16 protein-coding genes are annotated in these 15,607 nt (G+C 65.7%); 11 read left to right on the top strand and 5 right to left on the bottom strand.

The features are described from left to right. Positions 1-151: 151 nt before the first annotated feature. The 8 genes from A5645_RS11430 (at position 152) to rraA (ending at position 5,302) form a co-directional block, all read left to right on the top strand. Positions 152-775, top strand: coding sequence for a superoxide dismutase (locus tag A5645_RS11430; protein ID WP_036362451.1), 624 nt, complete (start codon positions 152-154; stop codon positions 773-775). Between the two features lie 178 nt (positions 776-953). Continuing rightward, positions 954-1,487 carry a hypothetical protein gene (locus A5645_RS11435; RefSeq protein ID WP_036362450.1) on the top strand — a complete coding sequence of 178 codons (534 nt, stop codon included), beginning with the start codon at positions 954-956 and terminating at the stop codon, positions 1,485-1,487. A gap of 232 nt (positions 1,488-1,719) precedes the next feature. Then, complete coding sequence (locus A5645_RS11440) at positions 1,720-2,409, top strand: TMEM165/GDT1 family protein (RefSeq protein ID WP_065036627.1); 690 nt, start codon at positions 1,720-1,722, stop codon at positions 2,407-2,409. A 485-nt stretch (positions 2,410-2,894) separates the two neighbouring features. Beyond that, on the top strand, positions 2,895-3,293 hold the full coding sequence (locus A5645_RS11445) for a GreA/GreB family elongation factor (protein WP_065036626.1): 399 nt from the start codon (positions 2,895-2,897) through the stop codon (positions 3,291-3,293). A 128-nt stretch (positions 3,294-3,421) separates the two neighbouring features. Beyond that, positions 3,422-4,078: a DUF6474 family protein gene (locus A5645_RS11450; protein WP_065129568.1), complete on the top strand. Its 657-nt coding sequence runs from the start codon at positions 3,422-3,424 to the stop codon at positions 4,076-4,078. A 4-nt stretch (positions 4,079-4,082) separates the two neighbouring features. Then, complete coding sequence (locus A5645_RS11455) at positions 4,083-4,280, top strand: hypothetical protein (RefSeq protein ID WP_065129569.1); 198 nt, start codon at positions 4,083-4,085, stop codon at positions 4,278-4,280. A gap of 101 nt (positions 4,281-4,381) precedes the next feature. Further along, positions 4,382-4,810 carry an Rv3852 family protein gene (locus A5645_RS29090; protein WP_065129570.1) on the top strand — a complete coding sequence of 143 codons (429 nt, stop codon included), beginning with the start codon at positions 4,382-4,384 and terminating at the stop codon, positions 4,808-4,810. 6 nt (positions 4,811-4,816) lie between these two features. After that, entirely contained in the window at positions 4,817-5,302 is a 486-nt protein-coding gene (gene rraA / locus A5645_RS11465) for a ribonuclease E activity regulator RraA (RefSeq protein ID WP_065129578.1), read from the top strand. A 7-nt stretch (positions 5,303-5,309) separates the two neighbouring features. On the opposite strand, the gene A5645_RS11470 is transcribed toward rraA, so the two are convergent. Beyond that, positions 5,310-6,779 (bottom strand): flavin-containing monooxygenase, encoded by a 1,470-nt coding sequence (locus tag A5645_RS11470; RefSeq protein WP_065129571.1) that lies wholly within the window; start codon positions 6,777-6,779, stop codon positions 5,310-5,312. A gap of 198 nt (positions 6,780-6,977) precedes the next feature. Here A5645_RS11470 and A5645_RS11475 point away from each other — a divergent pair, with 198 nt between their 5' ends. Both A5645_RS11475 and dinB read left to right on the top strand, forming a co-directional pair. Continuing rightward, positions 6,978-7,622 carry a TetR/AcrR family transcriptional regulator gene (locus A5645_RS11475; RefSeq protein WP_253866940.1) on the top strand — a complete coding sequence of 215 codons (645 nt, stop codon included), beginning with the start codon at positions 6,978-6,980 and terminating at the stop codon, positions 7,620-7,622. Then, on the top strand, positions 7,622-8,845 hold the full coding sequence (dinB, locus tag A5645_RS11480) for a DNA polymerase IV (RefSeq protein ID WP_065129573.1): 1,224 nt from the start codon (positions 7,622-7,624) through the stop codon (positions 8,843-8,845). The genes A5645_RS11475 and dinB overlap by 1 nt, the downstream gene beginning before the upstream one ends. Here the strand turns inward: dinB and A5645_RS11485 are convergent. Continuing rightward, complete coding sequence (locus tag A5645_RS11485; RefSeq protein WP_065036619.1) at positions 8,834-9,844, bottom strand: PHP domain-containing protein; 1,011 nt, start codon at positions 9,842-9,844, stop codon at positions 8,834-8,836. The two genes, dinB and A5645_RS11485, sit on opposite strands and share 12 nt — an antisense overlap. Next, positions 9,844-10,269, bottom strand: coding sequence for a hypothetical protein (locus A5645_RS11490; RefSeq protein WP_065129574.1), 426 nt, complete (start codon positions 10,267-10,269; stop codon positions 9,844-9,846). The genes A5645_RS11485 and A5645_RS11490 overlap by 1 nt, the downstream gene beginning before the upstream one ends. 62 nt (positions 10,270-10,331) lie before the next feature. Here A5645_RS11490 and A5645_RS11495 point away from each other — a divergent pair, with 62 nt between their 5' ends. Further along, positions 10,332-11,183 (top strand): LLM class F420-dependent oxidoreductase, encoded by an 852-nt coding sequence (locus A5645_RS11495; protein WP_065129575.1) that lies wholly within the window; start codon positions 10,332-10,334, stop codon positions 11,181-11,183. A 342-nt stretch (positions 11,184-11,525) separates the two neighbouring features. Here the strand turns inward: A5645_RS11495 and A5645_RS11500 are convergent, their stop codons facing one another. Next, positions 11,526-12,992 (bottom strand): glutamate synthase subunit beta, encoded by a 1,467-nt coding sequence (locus A5645_RS11500; protein WP_065129576.1) that lies wholly within the window; start codon positions 12,990-12,992, stop codon positions 11,526-11,528. Continuing rightward, a partial coding sequence (locus A5645_RS11505) for a glutamate synthase-related protein (RefSeq protein WP_253866941.1) occupies positions 12,985-15,607 on the bottom strand: 2,623 nt, incomplete at its 5' end. The genes A5645_RS11505 and A5645_RS11500, both read right to left, overlap by 8 nt.

A 15,607-nucleotide genomic window follows, 5' to 3' on the forward strand; every position in this document is an offset into this window, starting at 1 on the left:
CCGTCCGGCGGCTCCCGCGGAAGGTGTCCGCCGGGGCCCGTCCTTGCGGCATAGGCCACCATGGAGCAGGGTTGAAGGTGCCAGGTTTCGTCCGTGGCGGGACCCCGCGAGTAGCACGTCAGACGATCCGCTCATCGAAGGAAGGAAAGCCGTGGCTGAATACACCCTGCCCGACTTGGACTGGGATTACGCAGCACTCGAACCGCACATCTCCGGTCAGATCAACGAGATTCACCACACCAAGCACCACGCCACCTACGTCAAGGGCGTCAACGACGCGGTCGCCAAGCTGGAAGAGGCGCGGGCCAAGGGTGACCACTCCGCGATCTTCTTGAACGAGAAGAATCTGGCCTTCCACCTCGGCGGGCACGTCAACCACTCCATCTGGTGGAAGAACCTGTCGCCGGACGGCGGCGACAAGCCGACCGGTGACCTGGCAGCTGCCATCGACGATCAGTTCGGTTCGTTCGACAAGTTCCAGGCCCAGTTCAGTGCGGCCGCGAACGGCCTGCAGGGCTCGGGCTGGGCGGTGCTGGGTTACGACACGTTGGGCGGCCGGTTGCTGACCTTCCAACTGTACGACCAGCAGGCCAACGTGCCGCTGGGCATCGTTCCGTTGCTGCAGGTCGACATGTGGGAGCACGCCTTCTACCTGCAGTACAAGAACGTCAAAGCCGATTACGTGAAAGCGTTCTGGAATGTGGTGAACTGGGCCGACGTCCAGTCTCGCTACGAGGCAGCGACTTCGAAGACCTCGGGACTGATATTCCCCTGATTTCACCTCCTGGCAGGGGCGTCGCGCGGCATCGTGCGGCGCCCCTGTCTTTTGGCCAAATCGTTAGCCGTGTCGAGTTGCACGACACCAAAACCCCGCGCATTCTTAATTATTCGAGCTACCATTTTGTTCGAGCTACCAGCGTGGTTACTTCGGATGAAGGCGTCACGGAGGCAACATGGATGCGGGGTCAGAACGGCCGATCGGGATTGCTCCTTTTCATGCTCGCGGTGCATTGAAAGGGTTCGTCATCTCTGGCCGCTGGCCTGATTCCACCAAAGAGTGGGCGCAGCTGCTGATGGCTGCGGTCCGCGTCGCCTCGTTGCCCGGATTGCTCTCCACCACAACGGTGTTCGGCGCCCGTGAAGAACTGCCCGACGAACCCCAACCCGGGACGGTCGGCCTGGTGTTGGCCGAAGGCACCGTCACCGGTGAAAAGGCAATTCGGCCTGGGTATTTCGCGGATCACCAGCCGCCTGCCCTGCTGATGTTGCACCCGCCGTCCGAAACGACGCCGTCGTTGCCGGAGTGCACCGGCGCCGCGTCGGGGTGCGTACTGCTGCCCGGGCTGCCGTACCTCGGCCTGGAGCATCGGGCGGCGTGGGTGGAGGCGGAAGCGGACGGCACCATCACCTCGATGGTGAGCCGCGTCGGCGTCGACCCGATCAGCCATCCCGACACCGCGATTCTGGCGATGCTGCTTGCGGCATAAGCAAATTCAAACCGAAGAATACGGCCACCCGAACATCGCCCGTACGCTGGCGCGGCCCGAACTCGGCCGCTAGCCTGGGTTTTGTCAGCGAAGGGGAGTAGCCCCCAATCGTCGTGTCGACATACTGGCGCAAGCCCGGCCGGCGAACCGATCCTCTGGGACGGTGGGTGAGACCTTCGACCGGTGTCGACGGCTTTACGGCCGCCGACGACGCGTCGAAAGGTCGTCTCACATGCTCGCCGCTACTTTGCTCAGCCTCGGCGTAGTGTTCCTGGCCGAACTTGGCGACCGCTCGCAGCTGCTGACCATGACCTACGCCTTGCGCTATCGCTGGTGGGTGGTGCTGAGCGGGGTCGCGATCGCCTCCGCCACGGTGCACGGCGTCTCGGTGGCAATCGGGCACTTCCTCGGAGCGACGCTGCCGTCGCGGCCGATGGCGTTCGCATCGGCGATCGCCTTCCTGATCTTCGCCGCCTGGGCCTGGCGAGAAGGCGCCGAAAGCGGTGGCGAGGATGTGTCTGCGCCGCGCCAACCCCGTTTCGCTCTGCTCACCATCGTGTCCTCATTCGTACTGGCGGAAATGAGCGACAAGACCACCCTTGCCACGCTCACGCTCGCCAGCGAGCACGATTGGGTCGGCGTGTGGATCGGCACCACGCTCGGCATGATCCTGGCCGACGGCCTGGCCATCGGTGCCGGACTGTTGCTGCATCGGCGACTACCGGAGCAGCTCCTGCACTTCATAGCCAGCCTGCTGTTCCTGATGTTCGGATTATGGATGCTGTTCGACGCGGCGCTGGGGTGGCGTTGGGTCGCCGTCGGGGCCACCGCGGCGGTCGGGTTGACCGCTGGGACGGCAGCCGCGGCGCAAACTCTGCAACGACGCCGCAAGGCCGCCGCGAGCGTCCCCCCTGCGTCCTGACGGACGCCTCCTCCGCGTCCGGCCGGAGGCTGACCCCGCGCCGCATTTGCAGAAGCGCCGGTAACTTGCTGGCGGGCCGCTCCGCCGGTTCCGCGACCACAGCGCAGGTCTGATGATGCGCGTTCGTGGTACCGAGTAGCAAAGTGCGCGTTTGCGGCTTTCCAGCTCGTCGCTGGTTGCCCAGAACCCGGCGCAGCTGGCGCGTTCGGTCCGGAGCGCCGTCACGACAGGCGTTCGGGCGCGCCGCAATCTCGTGCATCTCCAGCGCGTTTTCTGCGGATAACCTGTGAGATTTGGACTTTTTCTGGACACCCGGCCGTTTCATTTGGATGCTCATCGGGGGTGTCTCGCCGAGGCACCTTGCACGGCCGTACCGAAACCGATCAGGTTTGCACCTGGTTGTTGGACACAAGTATCGCTACCATGGTCAGCAAATAACCTAGTGATTACCGTTTACCCTTAGAGCTCCGTTGGAGGTCATATCGATGAGCACGACGTTCGCCGCCCGCCTGAACCGCCTGTTCGATACGGTTTATCCCCCGGGGCGGGGTCCGCACACCTCGGCGGAGGTGATCGCGGCACTCAAGGCGGAGGGCATCACGATGTCGGCTCCCTACCTCTCGCAGCTACGTTCCGGCAACCGCACGAATCCGTCCTCGGCGACCATGGCCGCCCTGGCCAACTTCTTCCGGATCAAGCCGGCCTTCTTCACCGACGACGAGTACTACGAGAAGCTCGACAAGGAGTTGCAGTACCTCTCGTCGGTCCGGGAGAACGGCGTCCGCCGCATTGCGGCGCGGGCCCAAGGTTTGACGCCCGAGGCCCAGCAGAAGGTGCTGGACCGGATCGACGAACTGCGCCGCACTGAGGGCCTGGACGACTAGAACGGCTGACGGCCCACCCCGGCTCCTCTGACCTGGCGGGCCGCGCACGTTGCGCGCGGATTAGGGTTGGCGCAGCGCTTGCGCACCTGCACCGCGCTAGTTCACGAGATACCGGGAGGCGGCCGGGGATGGGCCTGTTCGGCAAGCGAAAGAGCCGCGCGACTCGTCGCGCCGAAGCCCGTGCGATCAAGGCCCGCGCCAAGTTGGAGGCCAGGTTGCTGGCCAAGAACGAGCGCCGCCGCATCAAGAACGCGGAGAAGGCGGCCGAACGGGCACTCAAGGCGCAGCTCAAGGCGCAGAAGGACAGCGACCGGGCCGCCCTCAAAATCGCCGAAGCGGAGCTCAAGGCGGTGCGTGAGGGCAAATTGCTGTCCCCCACCCGCATCCGCCGGACGCTGACGGTATCCCGATTGTTGGCCCCGGTGTTGATCCCGCTGATCTACCGGGCGGCCATCGCCGCGCGCGGTTTGCTCGACCAGCGTCGAGCCGACCAACTCGGCATCCCGCTGGCTCAGATCGGGCAGTTCTCCGGGCACGGCGCCCGGTTGTCGGCCCGGGTGGCCGGAGCCGAGCAGTCGCTGCAGGCGGTGCAGGAGAAGAAGCCGAAAGACCCCGAGACCAAGCAGTTCGTGGCCGTCATCAGTGAGAAATTGTCGGACCTGTCCACTGCCATCACGGCCGCGGAGCACATGCCCACCCAGCGGCGCCGGGCAGCCCATGCCGCCATCTCGTCGCAGTTGGACGGAATCGAGGCCGATCTGTTGGCCCGACTGGGACTCGGCTGAGCGCATGCACCGATTCATCACCTGGGTTGGTCTGCTGTCGGCCCTGCTGACCTCGACGGTCCTCACCGCGGGTCCGGCCTTTGCCCTGCCGAGTGCCACGCCTGCCAACGCGGAGCCCGAGGTACCGGCGTGGGTGTTCGGGGTGGGGGCCATCGCCGCGGTGGCCGTGGTCGCGTTCTGGTCGGTGCGGCGCAGACCGTAGGCCCGACGGGCCACAGGGCGGCCCTAGCCCGCCCTGGCATGATGGACCCGAGTGTTGAGCGACCCCGTTTAGCGACGACAAAGCTGTAAAGGAGCGGCCGCATGGCAGATCCGCAGGATCAACCCGACGGCGAGCCCCAGGCGGCCCAGCCGGAGAAGAAGGCCCCCGCCAAAAAGGCCGCCAAGGCGCCCGCCAAGAAGGCAGTGGCGAAGAAAGCCCCGGCCAAGAAGGCCCCCGCGAAAAAGGCCCCGGCCAAGAAGGCGCCCGGCAAGAAGGTCGCCGCCGCGGCTCCCGCCGAGCCGCCGGTCGAGAAGCTTGCGGACCTGCAACAGCGCGCGGAAACCAACGGCCAGCTCGCGGCCGCCAAAGACGCCGCAGCACAGGCCAAGTCGACGGTCGAAAGCGCGAAGAACCCGCTGCCCGTCGCTGCGGCCACACCGACCTCGGCCCAGTCTCCCGTCCCTTGGATCGTCGCCGTCGCCGTCAGCCTGCTGGCGCTGCTGCTGGTGCGCCAGCTGCGCCGCCACTGAGTGCCGATGACCGTGTCATTTCGGCCGACGGCCGACCTAGTCGACGACATGGGGCCCGACGTCCGCAGTTGCGACCTGCAGTTCCGGCAGTTCGGCGGTCGAACGACGTTCGCCGGACACATCACCACCGTTCGCTGCTTTCAGGACAACGCGCTGCTCAAATCGGTGCTGTCGGAGCCCGGCGATGGCGGGGTGCTGGTGATCGATGGCGACGGCTCGCTGCACACCGCCTTGGTCGGTGATCTGATCGCCGAGTTGGCCCGGTCCAACGGCTGGGCGGGCCTGATTGTGAACGGCGCGGTGCGTGACGCCACCGCGCTACGGGGCATCGACATCGGTATCAAGGCGTTGGGTACCAATCCACGCAAGAGCACGAAGACCGGCGCCGGCGAGCGCAACGCCGAAATCACCCTGGGTGGTGTGGTGTTCGTGCCTGGAGAGGTGGCCTACAGCGACGACGACGGCATTGTCGTCGTCGCCGCAGGAGCTTAAGCCGCCGCTAAACAGACACGGCGACAGGCTTTTTGGCGAACCGCAATCCCTCGTCGTCGATCTTGCCCCGCCGGATCAGGTGGATGTCGCGCAGGTAGTTCTGGTTCAGCCGCCACGGCTTGCGCGAGCCCTGCTTGGGTAGCTCGTCCAGCGATCGCAGCACGTATCCGGGCGTGAACTCCATGAACGGCCGTTCGTCGACATCCGACGGCGGCTGTTCGACGACCACGGTGTCGAAGCCCTTGGCGTCCATATGGTTTAGCATCCGGCAGACGAATTCGGAGACCAGGTCGGCCTTCAACGTCCACGACGCATTGGTGTAGCCGACGGTGTAAGCCATGTTCGGGACGCCGGAGAGCATCATGCCCTTGTAGGCCATCGTCTTGGTCAGGTCCACCGGTTCGCCGTCGATGCTGGCGGTCGCCCCACCGAACAACTGAAGGTTCAAACCTGTTGCCGTGATGATGATGTCGGCCTGCAGTTCCTGTCCGGAGTTGAGCAGGATGCCGGTCGGGGTGAACCGCTCGATGGTGTCGGTGACCACCTCGGCCTTTCCGTGCCTGATCGCGCGGAACAGATCACCGTTGGGCACCAGGCACAGCCGTTGTTCCCACGGGTTGTAATGCGGACCGAAATGCTTACGCACGTCGTAGTTCTCGGGGAGTTGGGCCTTGACCATGCCCATGAACATCTTGCGCATGCGGCGCGGCCATTTCTGGCAGGCCCCGTACACCGCCTGCTGGCGCAGCACGTTCTTCCACCGGATGGCCATATAGGCGGCCCGCTCCGGGAGGTAGCGATTGAGCTTCTCGGCGATGCCGTCCTCTTCGGGCTGGGACACGATGTAAGTGGGCGAACGCTGCAGCATCGTCACATGCTTGGTACCCGAATTGGCAAGCGCCGGAACGAGAGTGACGGAGGTCGCGCCACTGCCGATGACGACGATCTTCTTGTCCTGGTAATCCAGGTCCTCAGGCCAGTGCTGCGGATGAATGATCGGCCCGGTGAAGTCCTGCTCACCGGGGAACTCGGGCGCATAACCCTGCTCGTAGTTGTAGTAGCCGCTGCACAGGAACAGAAAATTGCACGTGATGCTGCTCGTGGTGCCATCGCTTTCGATCTGCACGGTCCAGCGGTTGTCCGCCGTCGACCAGTCGGCGCTGATGACCTTCTGATTCAACCGGATGTGCTTGTCGATCCCGTACATGGCCGCGGTCTCGGTGACGTAGTCGAGGATCGGTTTGCCGTCGGCGATGGCCTGGCGCTCGGTCCAGGGACGGAACCGGAAACCCAGCGTGTACATATCCGAGTCGGAGCGGATGCCCGGGTACCGGAACAGATCCCAGGTGCCGCCCATGGCTGCCCGCTTCTCCAGGATCGCGTAACTCTTGCTTGGGCAGCGGTCTTGCAGATGCCAGGCGGCGCTCACGCCAGAGATGCCGGCGCCGACGATGACGACGTCAAGGTGCTCAGTCATGGAACCCACGGTATCAACAGGGTGTTGAGAGCGCCAACGATGTGTCGACGAGTTTGCCGCGAGCCTTTTCGCGCGATAACGACGTGGTGTTTCGAATTCGCTGTAGACCCTTCTCGGGTTCGAGGGGCTGCGCTGATCCTCCCGCCGGTCCGCTGTCGACAAGCTGTCGAGAAAGTCAACACGATGTACGCTGCCGGGGTGGCCACCCCTGCGAGCAAAGTCCCGCTCCCCCGCGGCCGGCGCAGCGCGCGGCCGTCGGGCGATGAACGGGAGCTGGCCATCCTCGCCACCGCCGAGCGCCTTCTCGAGAATCGATCGCTGACCGACATCTCAGTCGACGATCTCGCCAAGGGCGCCGGCATTTCCCGGCCCACCTTCTACTTCTACTTCCCCTCCAAGGAAGCCGTCCTTCTCACACTGCTGGACCGGGTGGTGAACACGGCCGATGCTGCGCTCGAGGCTCTCGGCAAGCAGTTGGCGGAGAACGGCGACAATCGCTGGCGGCTGGCCATCAACGTGTTCTTCGAGACATTCGGGGCCCACAAGGCGATCACCCGGGCGTCCATGGCCGCCCGGGACACCAGCCCGGAGATACGCCAACTCTGGTCGACGTTCATGCACAAGTGGATCGCATTCTCGGCGGCAGGTATCGAGGCGGAACGCGAGCGTGGCGCCGCCCCGCACACCCTGCCCAGCCATGAACTGGCCGCGGCGCTCAACCTGATGAACGAGCGGACGCTGTTCGCCTCCTTCGTCGCTGAACAGCCGTCCGTACCGGAAGCGCGGGTGATGGACACCCTGGTGCACGTCTGGGTGAGCAGCATCTACAGCGACAGGCGCTGATTGTCGGACCGGCGTGCGAACATACGTTCGTGCGGTGTGAGGCGTCCATCCTGCACGCGGATCTGGATTCGTTCTACGCGTCGGTCGAGCAGCGGGACGATCCGGGATTGCGTGGCCGGCCGGTGATCGTCGGCGGCGGTGTGGTGCTGGCCGCCAGCTACGAAGCGAAGGCATACGGGGTGCGCACCGCGATGGGCGGTGCGCAGGCCCGCCGGTTGTGCCCGCATGCCGTCGTGGTGCCGCCGCGCATGAGTGCCTACTCGAAGGCCAGCGATGCGGTGTTCGAGGTGTTTCGGGATTGCACTCCGCTGGTCGAACCGCTGTCGGTGGACGAGGCGTTTCTAGATGTCGGCGGCCTGCGACGGGCCTGCGGAACGCCGATCGACATCGCGGAGCGGTTGCGCGTCGACGTGCGGGAGCGGGTCGGACTGCCCATCACCGTCGGGATCGCCAGGACCAAGTTCCTCGCCAAGGTCGCCAGCCAGGAAGCCAAGCCCGACGGCTTGTTGCTGGTGCCACCGGACGGGGAACTGGCCTTCCTGCACCCGTTGCCGGTGCGGCGGTTGTGGGGCGTGGGCGCGGTGACCGCCGAAAAACTGCACACCCACGGCATCACGACGGTGGCGCAGGTCGCCGAGCTGAGCGAGAAGATGCTTGCCTCGATGGTGGGCCAGGCGATGGGCCGTCAGCTATACGGGCTGTCCCACAACATCGACCGCCGCCGGGTCAGCACCGGGGTGCGGCGCCGGTCGGTGGGCGCGCAGCGGGCGCTGGGCCGCAGGGGCAGCACGCTGTCGGCGGCCGAAGTCGACGCGGTGGTGGTCAACCTGATCGACCGCATCACCGGCCGGATGCGCGCCGCGGGTCGCACCGGACGCACCGTGGTGCTGCGGCTGCGCTTCGAGGACTTCACCCGGGCCACCCGATCGCAGACCATGCCGTGGGCGACATCGTCGACCCAACCCATCCTCACCACGGCTCGCCGGCTGGTCGCGTCGGCGGCCTCGCTCATCGCCGAAAAGGGGCTCACCCTGGTGGGTTTCGCGGTGACCGGGATCGACCGCAGCGGCGCTCAGCAGTTGATGCTGCCCTTCGACGGCGACTCACCCGCGGTGGACTCCGCCATCGACGCGGTGCACCGCCGTTACGGCAAGTCCGCGCTCACTCGCGCGGTGCTGGTCGGGCGTGATCCGGGATTGGAGATGCCGCACCTACCCGACTGACTGGGCCCACTCCAGCAGCCGCTCAGCCGGCCAGGTGTTCACGATCCGATCCGCCGGGATGCCGGCGTCCAGGGCCCGCTGTGCGCCGTAGCCCAGGAAATCCAGCTGCCCGGGCGCATGCGCGTCGGTGTCGATGCTGAAGACACAGCCGATGTCGCGGGCCAGGTTGAGCAGCCGGGTCGGCGGGTCCCGCCGCTCGGGACGGGAATTGATCTCGACGGCGGTGCCGTGGTCGCGGCACGCGGTGAACACCGTCTCGGCGTCGAACTTCGACTCCGGCCGAATCCCGCGGTTACCGGAGACCAACCGGCCGGTGCAGTGACCGAGCACGTCGGCCTGACCACCGGACACGGCGCGGACCATCCGCCGGGTCATCGCCGCGGCGTCCATCGACAGCTTGGAATGCACGCTGGCCACCACGATGTCGAGGCGCTCGAGCAGTTCCGGCTCCTGATCCAGGCTGCCGTCCTCGAGGATGTCGACCTCGATCCCGGTGAGGATGCGCAGCGGCGCGAAGTCCTCCCGCAGGCCGTCGATCACGTCGAGCTGCTTGCGCAACCGGTCCGCAGACAGGCCGTTGGCAATGGTCAGCCGCGGCGAATGATCGGTCAGCGCACAGTATTCGTGACCGAGCGCGGCGGCGGTGGCCATCATCTCCTCGATCGGCGCCGACCCGTCCGACCAGTTGGAATGCAGGTGCAGGTCGCCGCGCAGCGCGGCACGTATTTCTCCCCCACCGAGATCTTCAGCGGTGCCGCGTAATTCGACGAGCTGGTCGGGCTCCTGACCAGCCCAAGCCTGTGCGATCACCTTGGCCGTCTTGGGTCCGATGCCCGGAATCGTCTGCCAGCTGTTTGCCTGGCCGTGCCGCTCCAGCGCGGCTTCGTCGAGGCGCTCGATGATGTCGGCGGCGTTGCGATACGCCATCACCCGCCGCGGGTCCTGCCGGCTGCGGTCTTTGTAGTAGGCGATCTGACGCAGGGCGGTGACGGGGTCCATCACAGCAACTGACCCACCACGAAGCCGGCCAGCACCACCGCGAACCCGCCTATCTCACCCACGATGAGCGAAGCCATCGCCAACCGCGTCCCCGGCAGCGGCGGGTCGAACTGGTTCTCGGTGTCGCGGCGCGCTCCGTGCAGGATGTAGCTGCCGATGGCCGCGACGAAGAAGAACACCGCCACCATCGTTGCCACCAGGTTCACCCACACCGGCCACGCGCTGAGTTCGACGAACGCCGCGAACAGCAACGTGGCGAAGGCATACAGCAGCGCGGCACGGTGCGCGATGTCGACGTAGGGGTGTGCCTGATGGTTCTCGGACACCATGATCTGCCGGTATTTCCACACGCCGAGACCGAGCGCCAACAGAAAGATCAGGCCGGCCGCAAGCAGGGTGAGTTTGGTGTCGAGTCCGATGGTCATTGCCAGCCCGAGTTTACTGGGGACACAGGAAGCCCCAGGAAACACCGCCTACTGTCGAAAGCATGCGATTCGCTTTCAAGACCTCACCGCAGAACACCACGTGGCCGGACATGCTGGCCGTCTGGCAGGCCGCCGACGAGATCGACATCTTCGAATCCGGGTGGACCTTCGACCACTTCTATCCCATCTTCAGCGATTCCACCGGCCCGTGTCTGGAAGGCTGGACGACGCTCACTGCGTTGGCGCAGGCCACCAAGCGGCTGCGGCTGGGCACCCTGGTCACCGGCATCCATTACCGCCACCCCGCGGTGCTGGCCAACATGGCCGCAGCACTGGACATCATTTCCAACGGCCGCCTCGAGTTGGGCATCGGCGCCGGGTGGAACGAGGAGGAGTCCGGGGCCTATGGCATCGAACTGGGCAGCATCCGGGAACGCTTCGACCGGTTCGAGGAAGCCTGCCAGGTACTGATCAGCCTGCTGAGCGAAGAGACCACGAACTTCGACGGCAAGTTCTACCAGCTCAAGGACGCCCGTAACGAGCCGAAGGGACCGCAGCGTCCGCACCCGCCGATTTGCATCGGCGGCAGTGGTGAGAAGCGCACCCTGCCGCTGACGGCGCGGTATGCACAGCACTGGAATTTCGCCGGCGGCACGCCCGAGGAGTTCGAGCGGAAGCGAGACGTATTGGCCGCCCGCTGCGCGGACATCGGCCGCGACCCGAAAGAGATCACCCTTTCGGCCCATCTCCGGCTCGGCGAGGACCAAAACTACGGTCAGTTGATCGAAGATGCGGCCGCACTCGGGTCGGTGGGACTGGAACTGGGCATCGTCTATCTACCCCCGCCGCATGACGCCAAGGTGCTCGAGCCGCTGGCCGAGGCGATCCGGGATTCTGGGCTGTTGTCCGACTAGCAAACCATTCGGGCGGCGGCGGATTTGCCCGCTGGGGTCAGCTACCCCACTAGACCGCGAACCGCATCATCTCTTCCGCTGTCACCAGACGCTCGTTGCGGGCGGGGAATTCGCGACTCTTGACCGGGTGCCGGAACAATGACCAGGCGATTCGCCCCATCTTAGACCGGGGAACTGGATTCATGTGCACAGTCATCACTCCTGCGATCGTTCAACGCAACCGGGCTGGTGTCACGACCCGTGTGTGACGAAGCCCACAGCAGCTATTAGACACCCGCCGTCTGGCAAACGTCAGGCGACGCGCCGAAGCAATATCAAATGTTTCGGGTGTGACTGATGTGATTACCGGAGCGGCACCGCGGTCGGTTTTATCGGGGCAGGCAACGCCGTCGCGCCCATCAGGAACCGGTCGACGGCGGCTGCCGCGGCCCGTCCCTCGGCAATCGCCCAGACGATCAGCGACTGACCGCGGCCCATGTCGCCGGCAACGAACACACCCGGCACCGACGTTTCGAAGTCGTCACCGCGTGCCACGTTCCCACGCTCGGTGAACTGCACGCCGAGATCGGTCAGCAGCCCCGGCTTCTCCGGACCGACGAAACCCATCGCGAGCAGCACCAGGTCGGCGTCCAGCTGGAAATCGGAGCCCTCGACCTTGACGAATTTGCCGTCCTCCATGGTTACTTCATGCACCTTGAGGGCACACACGTGCCCGTCCTCACCGATGAACTCCTCGGTGTTGACGGAGAACACCCGCTCGCCGCCCTCTTCGTGCGCGGACGCGACCCGGTACATCAACGGGTAGGTCGGCCACGGCGTCGAGGACGCACGGGTTTCCGGCGGTCGCGGCATGATCTCGAACTGGTGGATGCTGGCCGCGCCCTGACGGTGCGCAGTGCCCAGGCAGTCGGCACCGGTGTCGCCGCCGCCGATGATGACGACCTTCTTGTACTTGGCGGTGATCGGCGGCTCGCCGTCCGGCCCCAGGACGTCGTCACCCTCCTGCACGCGATTGCCCCACGGCAGGTATTCCATCGCCTGGTGGATGCCGTCGAGGTCTCGGCCCGGGATGGGTAGCTCGCGCCAGGCGGTCGCCCCGCCGGCCAGCACCACCGCATCGAAGTCCGACAACAGCTGCTCGGCGGTCAGGTCCTTCCCGACGTTGACGCCGGCCCGGAACTCGGTGCCCTCGGCCTCCATCTGCTCGAGCCTGCGGTCCAGGACGCGCTTTTCCATCTTGAACTCGGGGATGCCGTACCGCAGCAGCCCGCCGATCCGGTCGTCGCGCTCGAACACGGTGACTTTGTGCCCGGCCCGCGTCAGCTGTTGTGCCGCGGCCAGACCGGCCGGACCGGAGCCCACCACGGCCACCGTCTTGCCGGTCTCACAGTGCGGGGGCACCGGTTCCACCCAGCCTTCCTCGAAGGCCCGGTCGATGATCTCCAGCTCGATCTGCTTGATCGTCACCGGCTCCTGGTTGATGCCCAGCACGCACGCCGGCTCGCACGGCGCGGGACACAACCGGCCGGTGAAGTCGGGGAAGTTGTTCGTCGCGTGGAGTCGCTCGATCGCGTCGTGGAAACGGCCCCGCCGCACCAGGTCGTTCCACTCCGGGATCAGGTTGCCCAGCGGACACCCGTGGTGACAGAACGGGATGCCGCAGTCCATACAGCGGGTCGCCTGCTCGCGCAGGGTCCCGACGTCGAACTCCTCGTAGACCTCTTTCCAGTCTTTCAACCGCAACGGCACGGGCCGCCGCTTGGGCAACTCCCGGTGCGTGTACTTCAGGAAACCTGACGGGTCAGCCATGAGCCGCCGCCATGATCGCCTTGTCGACATCGGTGCCGTCACGCTCGGCTCGGGCGATCGCCTCGAGGACCTTCTTGTAATCCCGCGGCATCACCTTCACGAAGTGGCGCCGCTGATTGGCCCAGTCGGACAGAATGCGTTGGCCGACGGCGGAATCGGTGGCATCGATGTGTGCCTGAATAATGCCGTGCAAGAACTCGGTGTCTTCCTCGTCTAGGGTTTCCACATCCACCATCTCGGTGTTGAGGTTGTCGGGCAGGTTCTCGTCGGGGTCGTACACATAAGCGACGCCACCCGACATGCCCGCGGCGAAGTTGCGGCCGGTAGAGCCTAGGATGACCACCCTGCCGCCGGTCATGTATTCACACCCGTGGTCGCCCACGCCCTCGACCACGGCGTGCGCCCCGGAATTGCGGACCGCGAACCTCTCGCCGACCACGCCGCGCAGGTAGGCCTCACCGCTGGTGGCACCGAACAGAATCACGTTGCCGCCGATGATGTTGTCTTCGGCAACATAGCCTTCCGGCGCGTTGTCAGAGGGCCGCACCACGATCCGGCCGCCGGACAGACCCTTGCCGACGTAGTCGTTGGCGTCACCGTAGATCCGCAGGGTGATGCCTTTGGGCACGAAGGCGCCGAAGCTGTTCCCGGCGGATCCCTCGAAGGTGATGTCGATGGTTCCGTCCGGCAACCCTTGGCCGCCATAGGCTTTCGTGACCTCGTGGCCGAGCATGGTGCCGACCGTACGGTTGACGTTGCTGATCGTGGTGGAGAACCGGACCGGCTTTTGGGAATCCAGCGCCTCCCGGCTCATCACGATCAACTGCTGGTCGAGTGCCTTGTCCAGGCCGTGGTCCTGGCGCGAACTGCAGTACAGGTCCTGGTTCATGAACGCCGACTCGGGCTCGTGCAACACCGGGGTCAAGTCCAGCCGGTGCGCCTTCCAATGCGCGCGCGCCAGGGTGGTGTCGAGTGCGGCCGCCTGGCCGACGGCTTCGTTGATGGTGCGGAAGCCCAGCTGCGCCATGTATTCCCGAACTTCCTCGGCGATGAACAGGAAGAAGTTCTCGACGAATTCGGGCTTGCCGGTGAACCGCTCGCGCAGCACCGGGTTCTGGGTAGCCACACCAACCGGGCAGGTGTCCAGGTGGCAGACCCGCATCATGATGCAGCCGGCCACCACCAACGGCGCCGTGGCGAAACCGTATTCCTCGGCACCCAGCAGCGTCGCGATCATCACGTCCCGGCCGGTCTTGAGCTGACCGTCCACCTGAACCACGATGCGGTCACGTAAACCGTTGAGCAGCAACGTCTGCTGCGTCTCAGCCAGACCCAACTCCCACGGCGCGCCGGCGTGCTTCATCGATGTCATCGGTGTCGCGCCGGTGCCACCGTCGTGCCCGGAGATCAACACCACGTCGGCGTGCGCCTTGGACACGCCCGCCGCGACGGTGCCAACACCGTTCTCCGACACCAGCTTCACGTGCACCCGCGCCGACGGGTTGGCGTTCTTGAGGTCGTGAATCAGCTGCGCGAGATCCTCGATGGAGTAGATGTCGTGGTGCGGCGGAGGCGAGATCAGACCCACGCCAGGCGTCGAGTGCCGAACCTTCGCAACCCACGGGTACACCTTGTGCCCCGGAAGTTGGCCGCCCTCACCGGGCTTGGCGCCCTGCGCCATCTTGATCTGGATGTCGGTGCAGTTGGTCAGGTAGTGCGAGGTGACCCCGAACCGGGCCGACGCCACCTGCTTGATCGCGCTGCGGCGCCAGTCGCCGTTGGGATCTTGCTCGAAGCGCTTGACGTCCTCGCCGCCCTCACCGCTGTTGGACCGGCCGCCCAACCGGTTCATTGCGATGGCGAGGGTTTCGTGCGCCTCCGCCGAGATCGAGCCATAACTCATCGCACCCGTCGAGAAGCGCTTGACGATCTCGCTGGCGGGTTCGACCTCTTCGATCGGCACCGGCGGACGTACTCCCGCACGGAATTTCAGCAGACCGCGCAGCGACGCCATCCGCTCGCTCTGGTCATCGACCAGCCGGGTGTACTCCTTGAAGATCGAGTACTGACCGGTGCGGGTGGAGTGCTGCAGTTTGAAGACCGTCTCCGGGTTGAACAGGTGGTACTCGCCCTCGCGACGCCACTGGTACTCCCCACCGACCTCGAGTTCGCGATGCGCGCGCTCGTCCGGACGGTCCAGATAGGCCAGCGCGTGCCGGCTCGCCACGTCGGCGGCGATGTCGTCGAGGGTGATACCACCAGTGGGACAAGCCAATCCGGTGAAGAACTCATCGAGCACCTCCTCGGAGATGCCGACGGCCTGGAACAGCTGGGCGCCGGTGTAGGACGCCAGCGTCGAGATGCCCATCTTGGACATTACCTTCAGCACGCCCTTGCCGGCTGCCTTGATGTAGTTGCTCAGCCCGGTCTTGCGGTCCACCCCGTCGATTACACCGCGGTCGAGCATGTCCTCGATCGACTCGAATACCAGGTAGGGGTTGACCGCGGCGGCGCCGCAACCGATCAGCAGCGCCATGTGGTGCACCTCGCGGGCGTCGCCGGATTCGACGACCAGGCCCACGTGGGTACGGGTGCGGTCGCGCACCAGGTGGTGG

This window comes from Mycobacterium asiaticum, from assembly GCF_001673635.1.
In the GTDB taxonomy this organism is placed as follows: Bacteria; Actinomycetota; Actinomycetes; order Mycobacteriales; family Mycobacteriaceae; genus Mycobacterium; species Mycobacterium asiaticum_C.

Bases quoted from the DNA above. Each gene is read 5' to 3' on its own strand.
- A5645_RS11435 (WP_036362450.1), top strand. From the start codon at position 954: ATGGATGCGGGGTCAGAACGGCCGATCGGGATTGCTCCTTTTCATGCT.
- A5645_RS11440 (WP_065036627.1), top strand. From the start codon at position 1,720: ATGCTCGCCGCTACTTTGCTCAGCCTCGGCGTAGTGTTCCTGGCCGAA.
- A5645_RS11445 (WP_065036626.1), top strand. From the start codon at position 2,895: ATGAGCACGACGTTCGCCGCCCGCCTGAACCGCCTGTTCGATACGGTT.
- A5645_RS11450 (WP_065129568.1), top strand. From the start codon at position 3,422: ATGGGCCTGTTCGGCAAGCGAAAGAGCCGCGCGACTCGTCGCGCCGAA.
- A5645_RS11455 (WP_065129569.1), top strand. From the start codon at position 4,083: ATGCACCGATTCATCACCTGGGTTGGTCTGCTGTCGGCCCTGCTGACC.
- A5645_RS29090 (WP_065129570.1), top strand. From the start codon at position 4,382: ATGGCAGATCCGCAGGATCAACCCGACGGCGAGCCCCAGGCGGCCCAG.
- rraA (WP_065129578.1), top strand. From the start codon at position 4,817: ATGACCGTGTCATTTCGGCCGACGGCCGACCTAGTCGACGACATGGGG.
- A5645_RS11470 (WP_065129571.1), bottom strand. From the start codon at position 6,779: ATGACTGAGCACCTTGACGTCGTCATCGTCGGCGCCGGCATCTCTGGC.
- A5645_RS11485 (WP_065036619.1), bottom strand. From the start codon at position 9,844: ATGGACCCCGTCACCGCCCTGCGTCAGATCGCCTACTACAAAGACCGC.
- A5645_RS11490 (WP_065129574.1), bottom strand. From the start codon at position 10,269: ATGACCATCGGACTCGACACCAAACTCACCCTGCTTGCGGCCGGCCTG.
- A5645_RS11495 (WP_065129575.1), top strand. From the start codon at position 10,332: ATGCGATTCGCTTTCAAGACCTCACCGCAGAACACCACGTGGCCGGAC.
- A5645_RS11500 (WP_065129576.1), bottom strand. From the start codon at position 12,992: ATGGCTGACCCGTCAGGTTTCCTGAAGTACACGCACCGGGAGTTGCCC.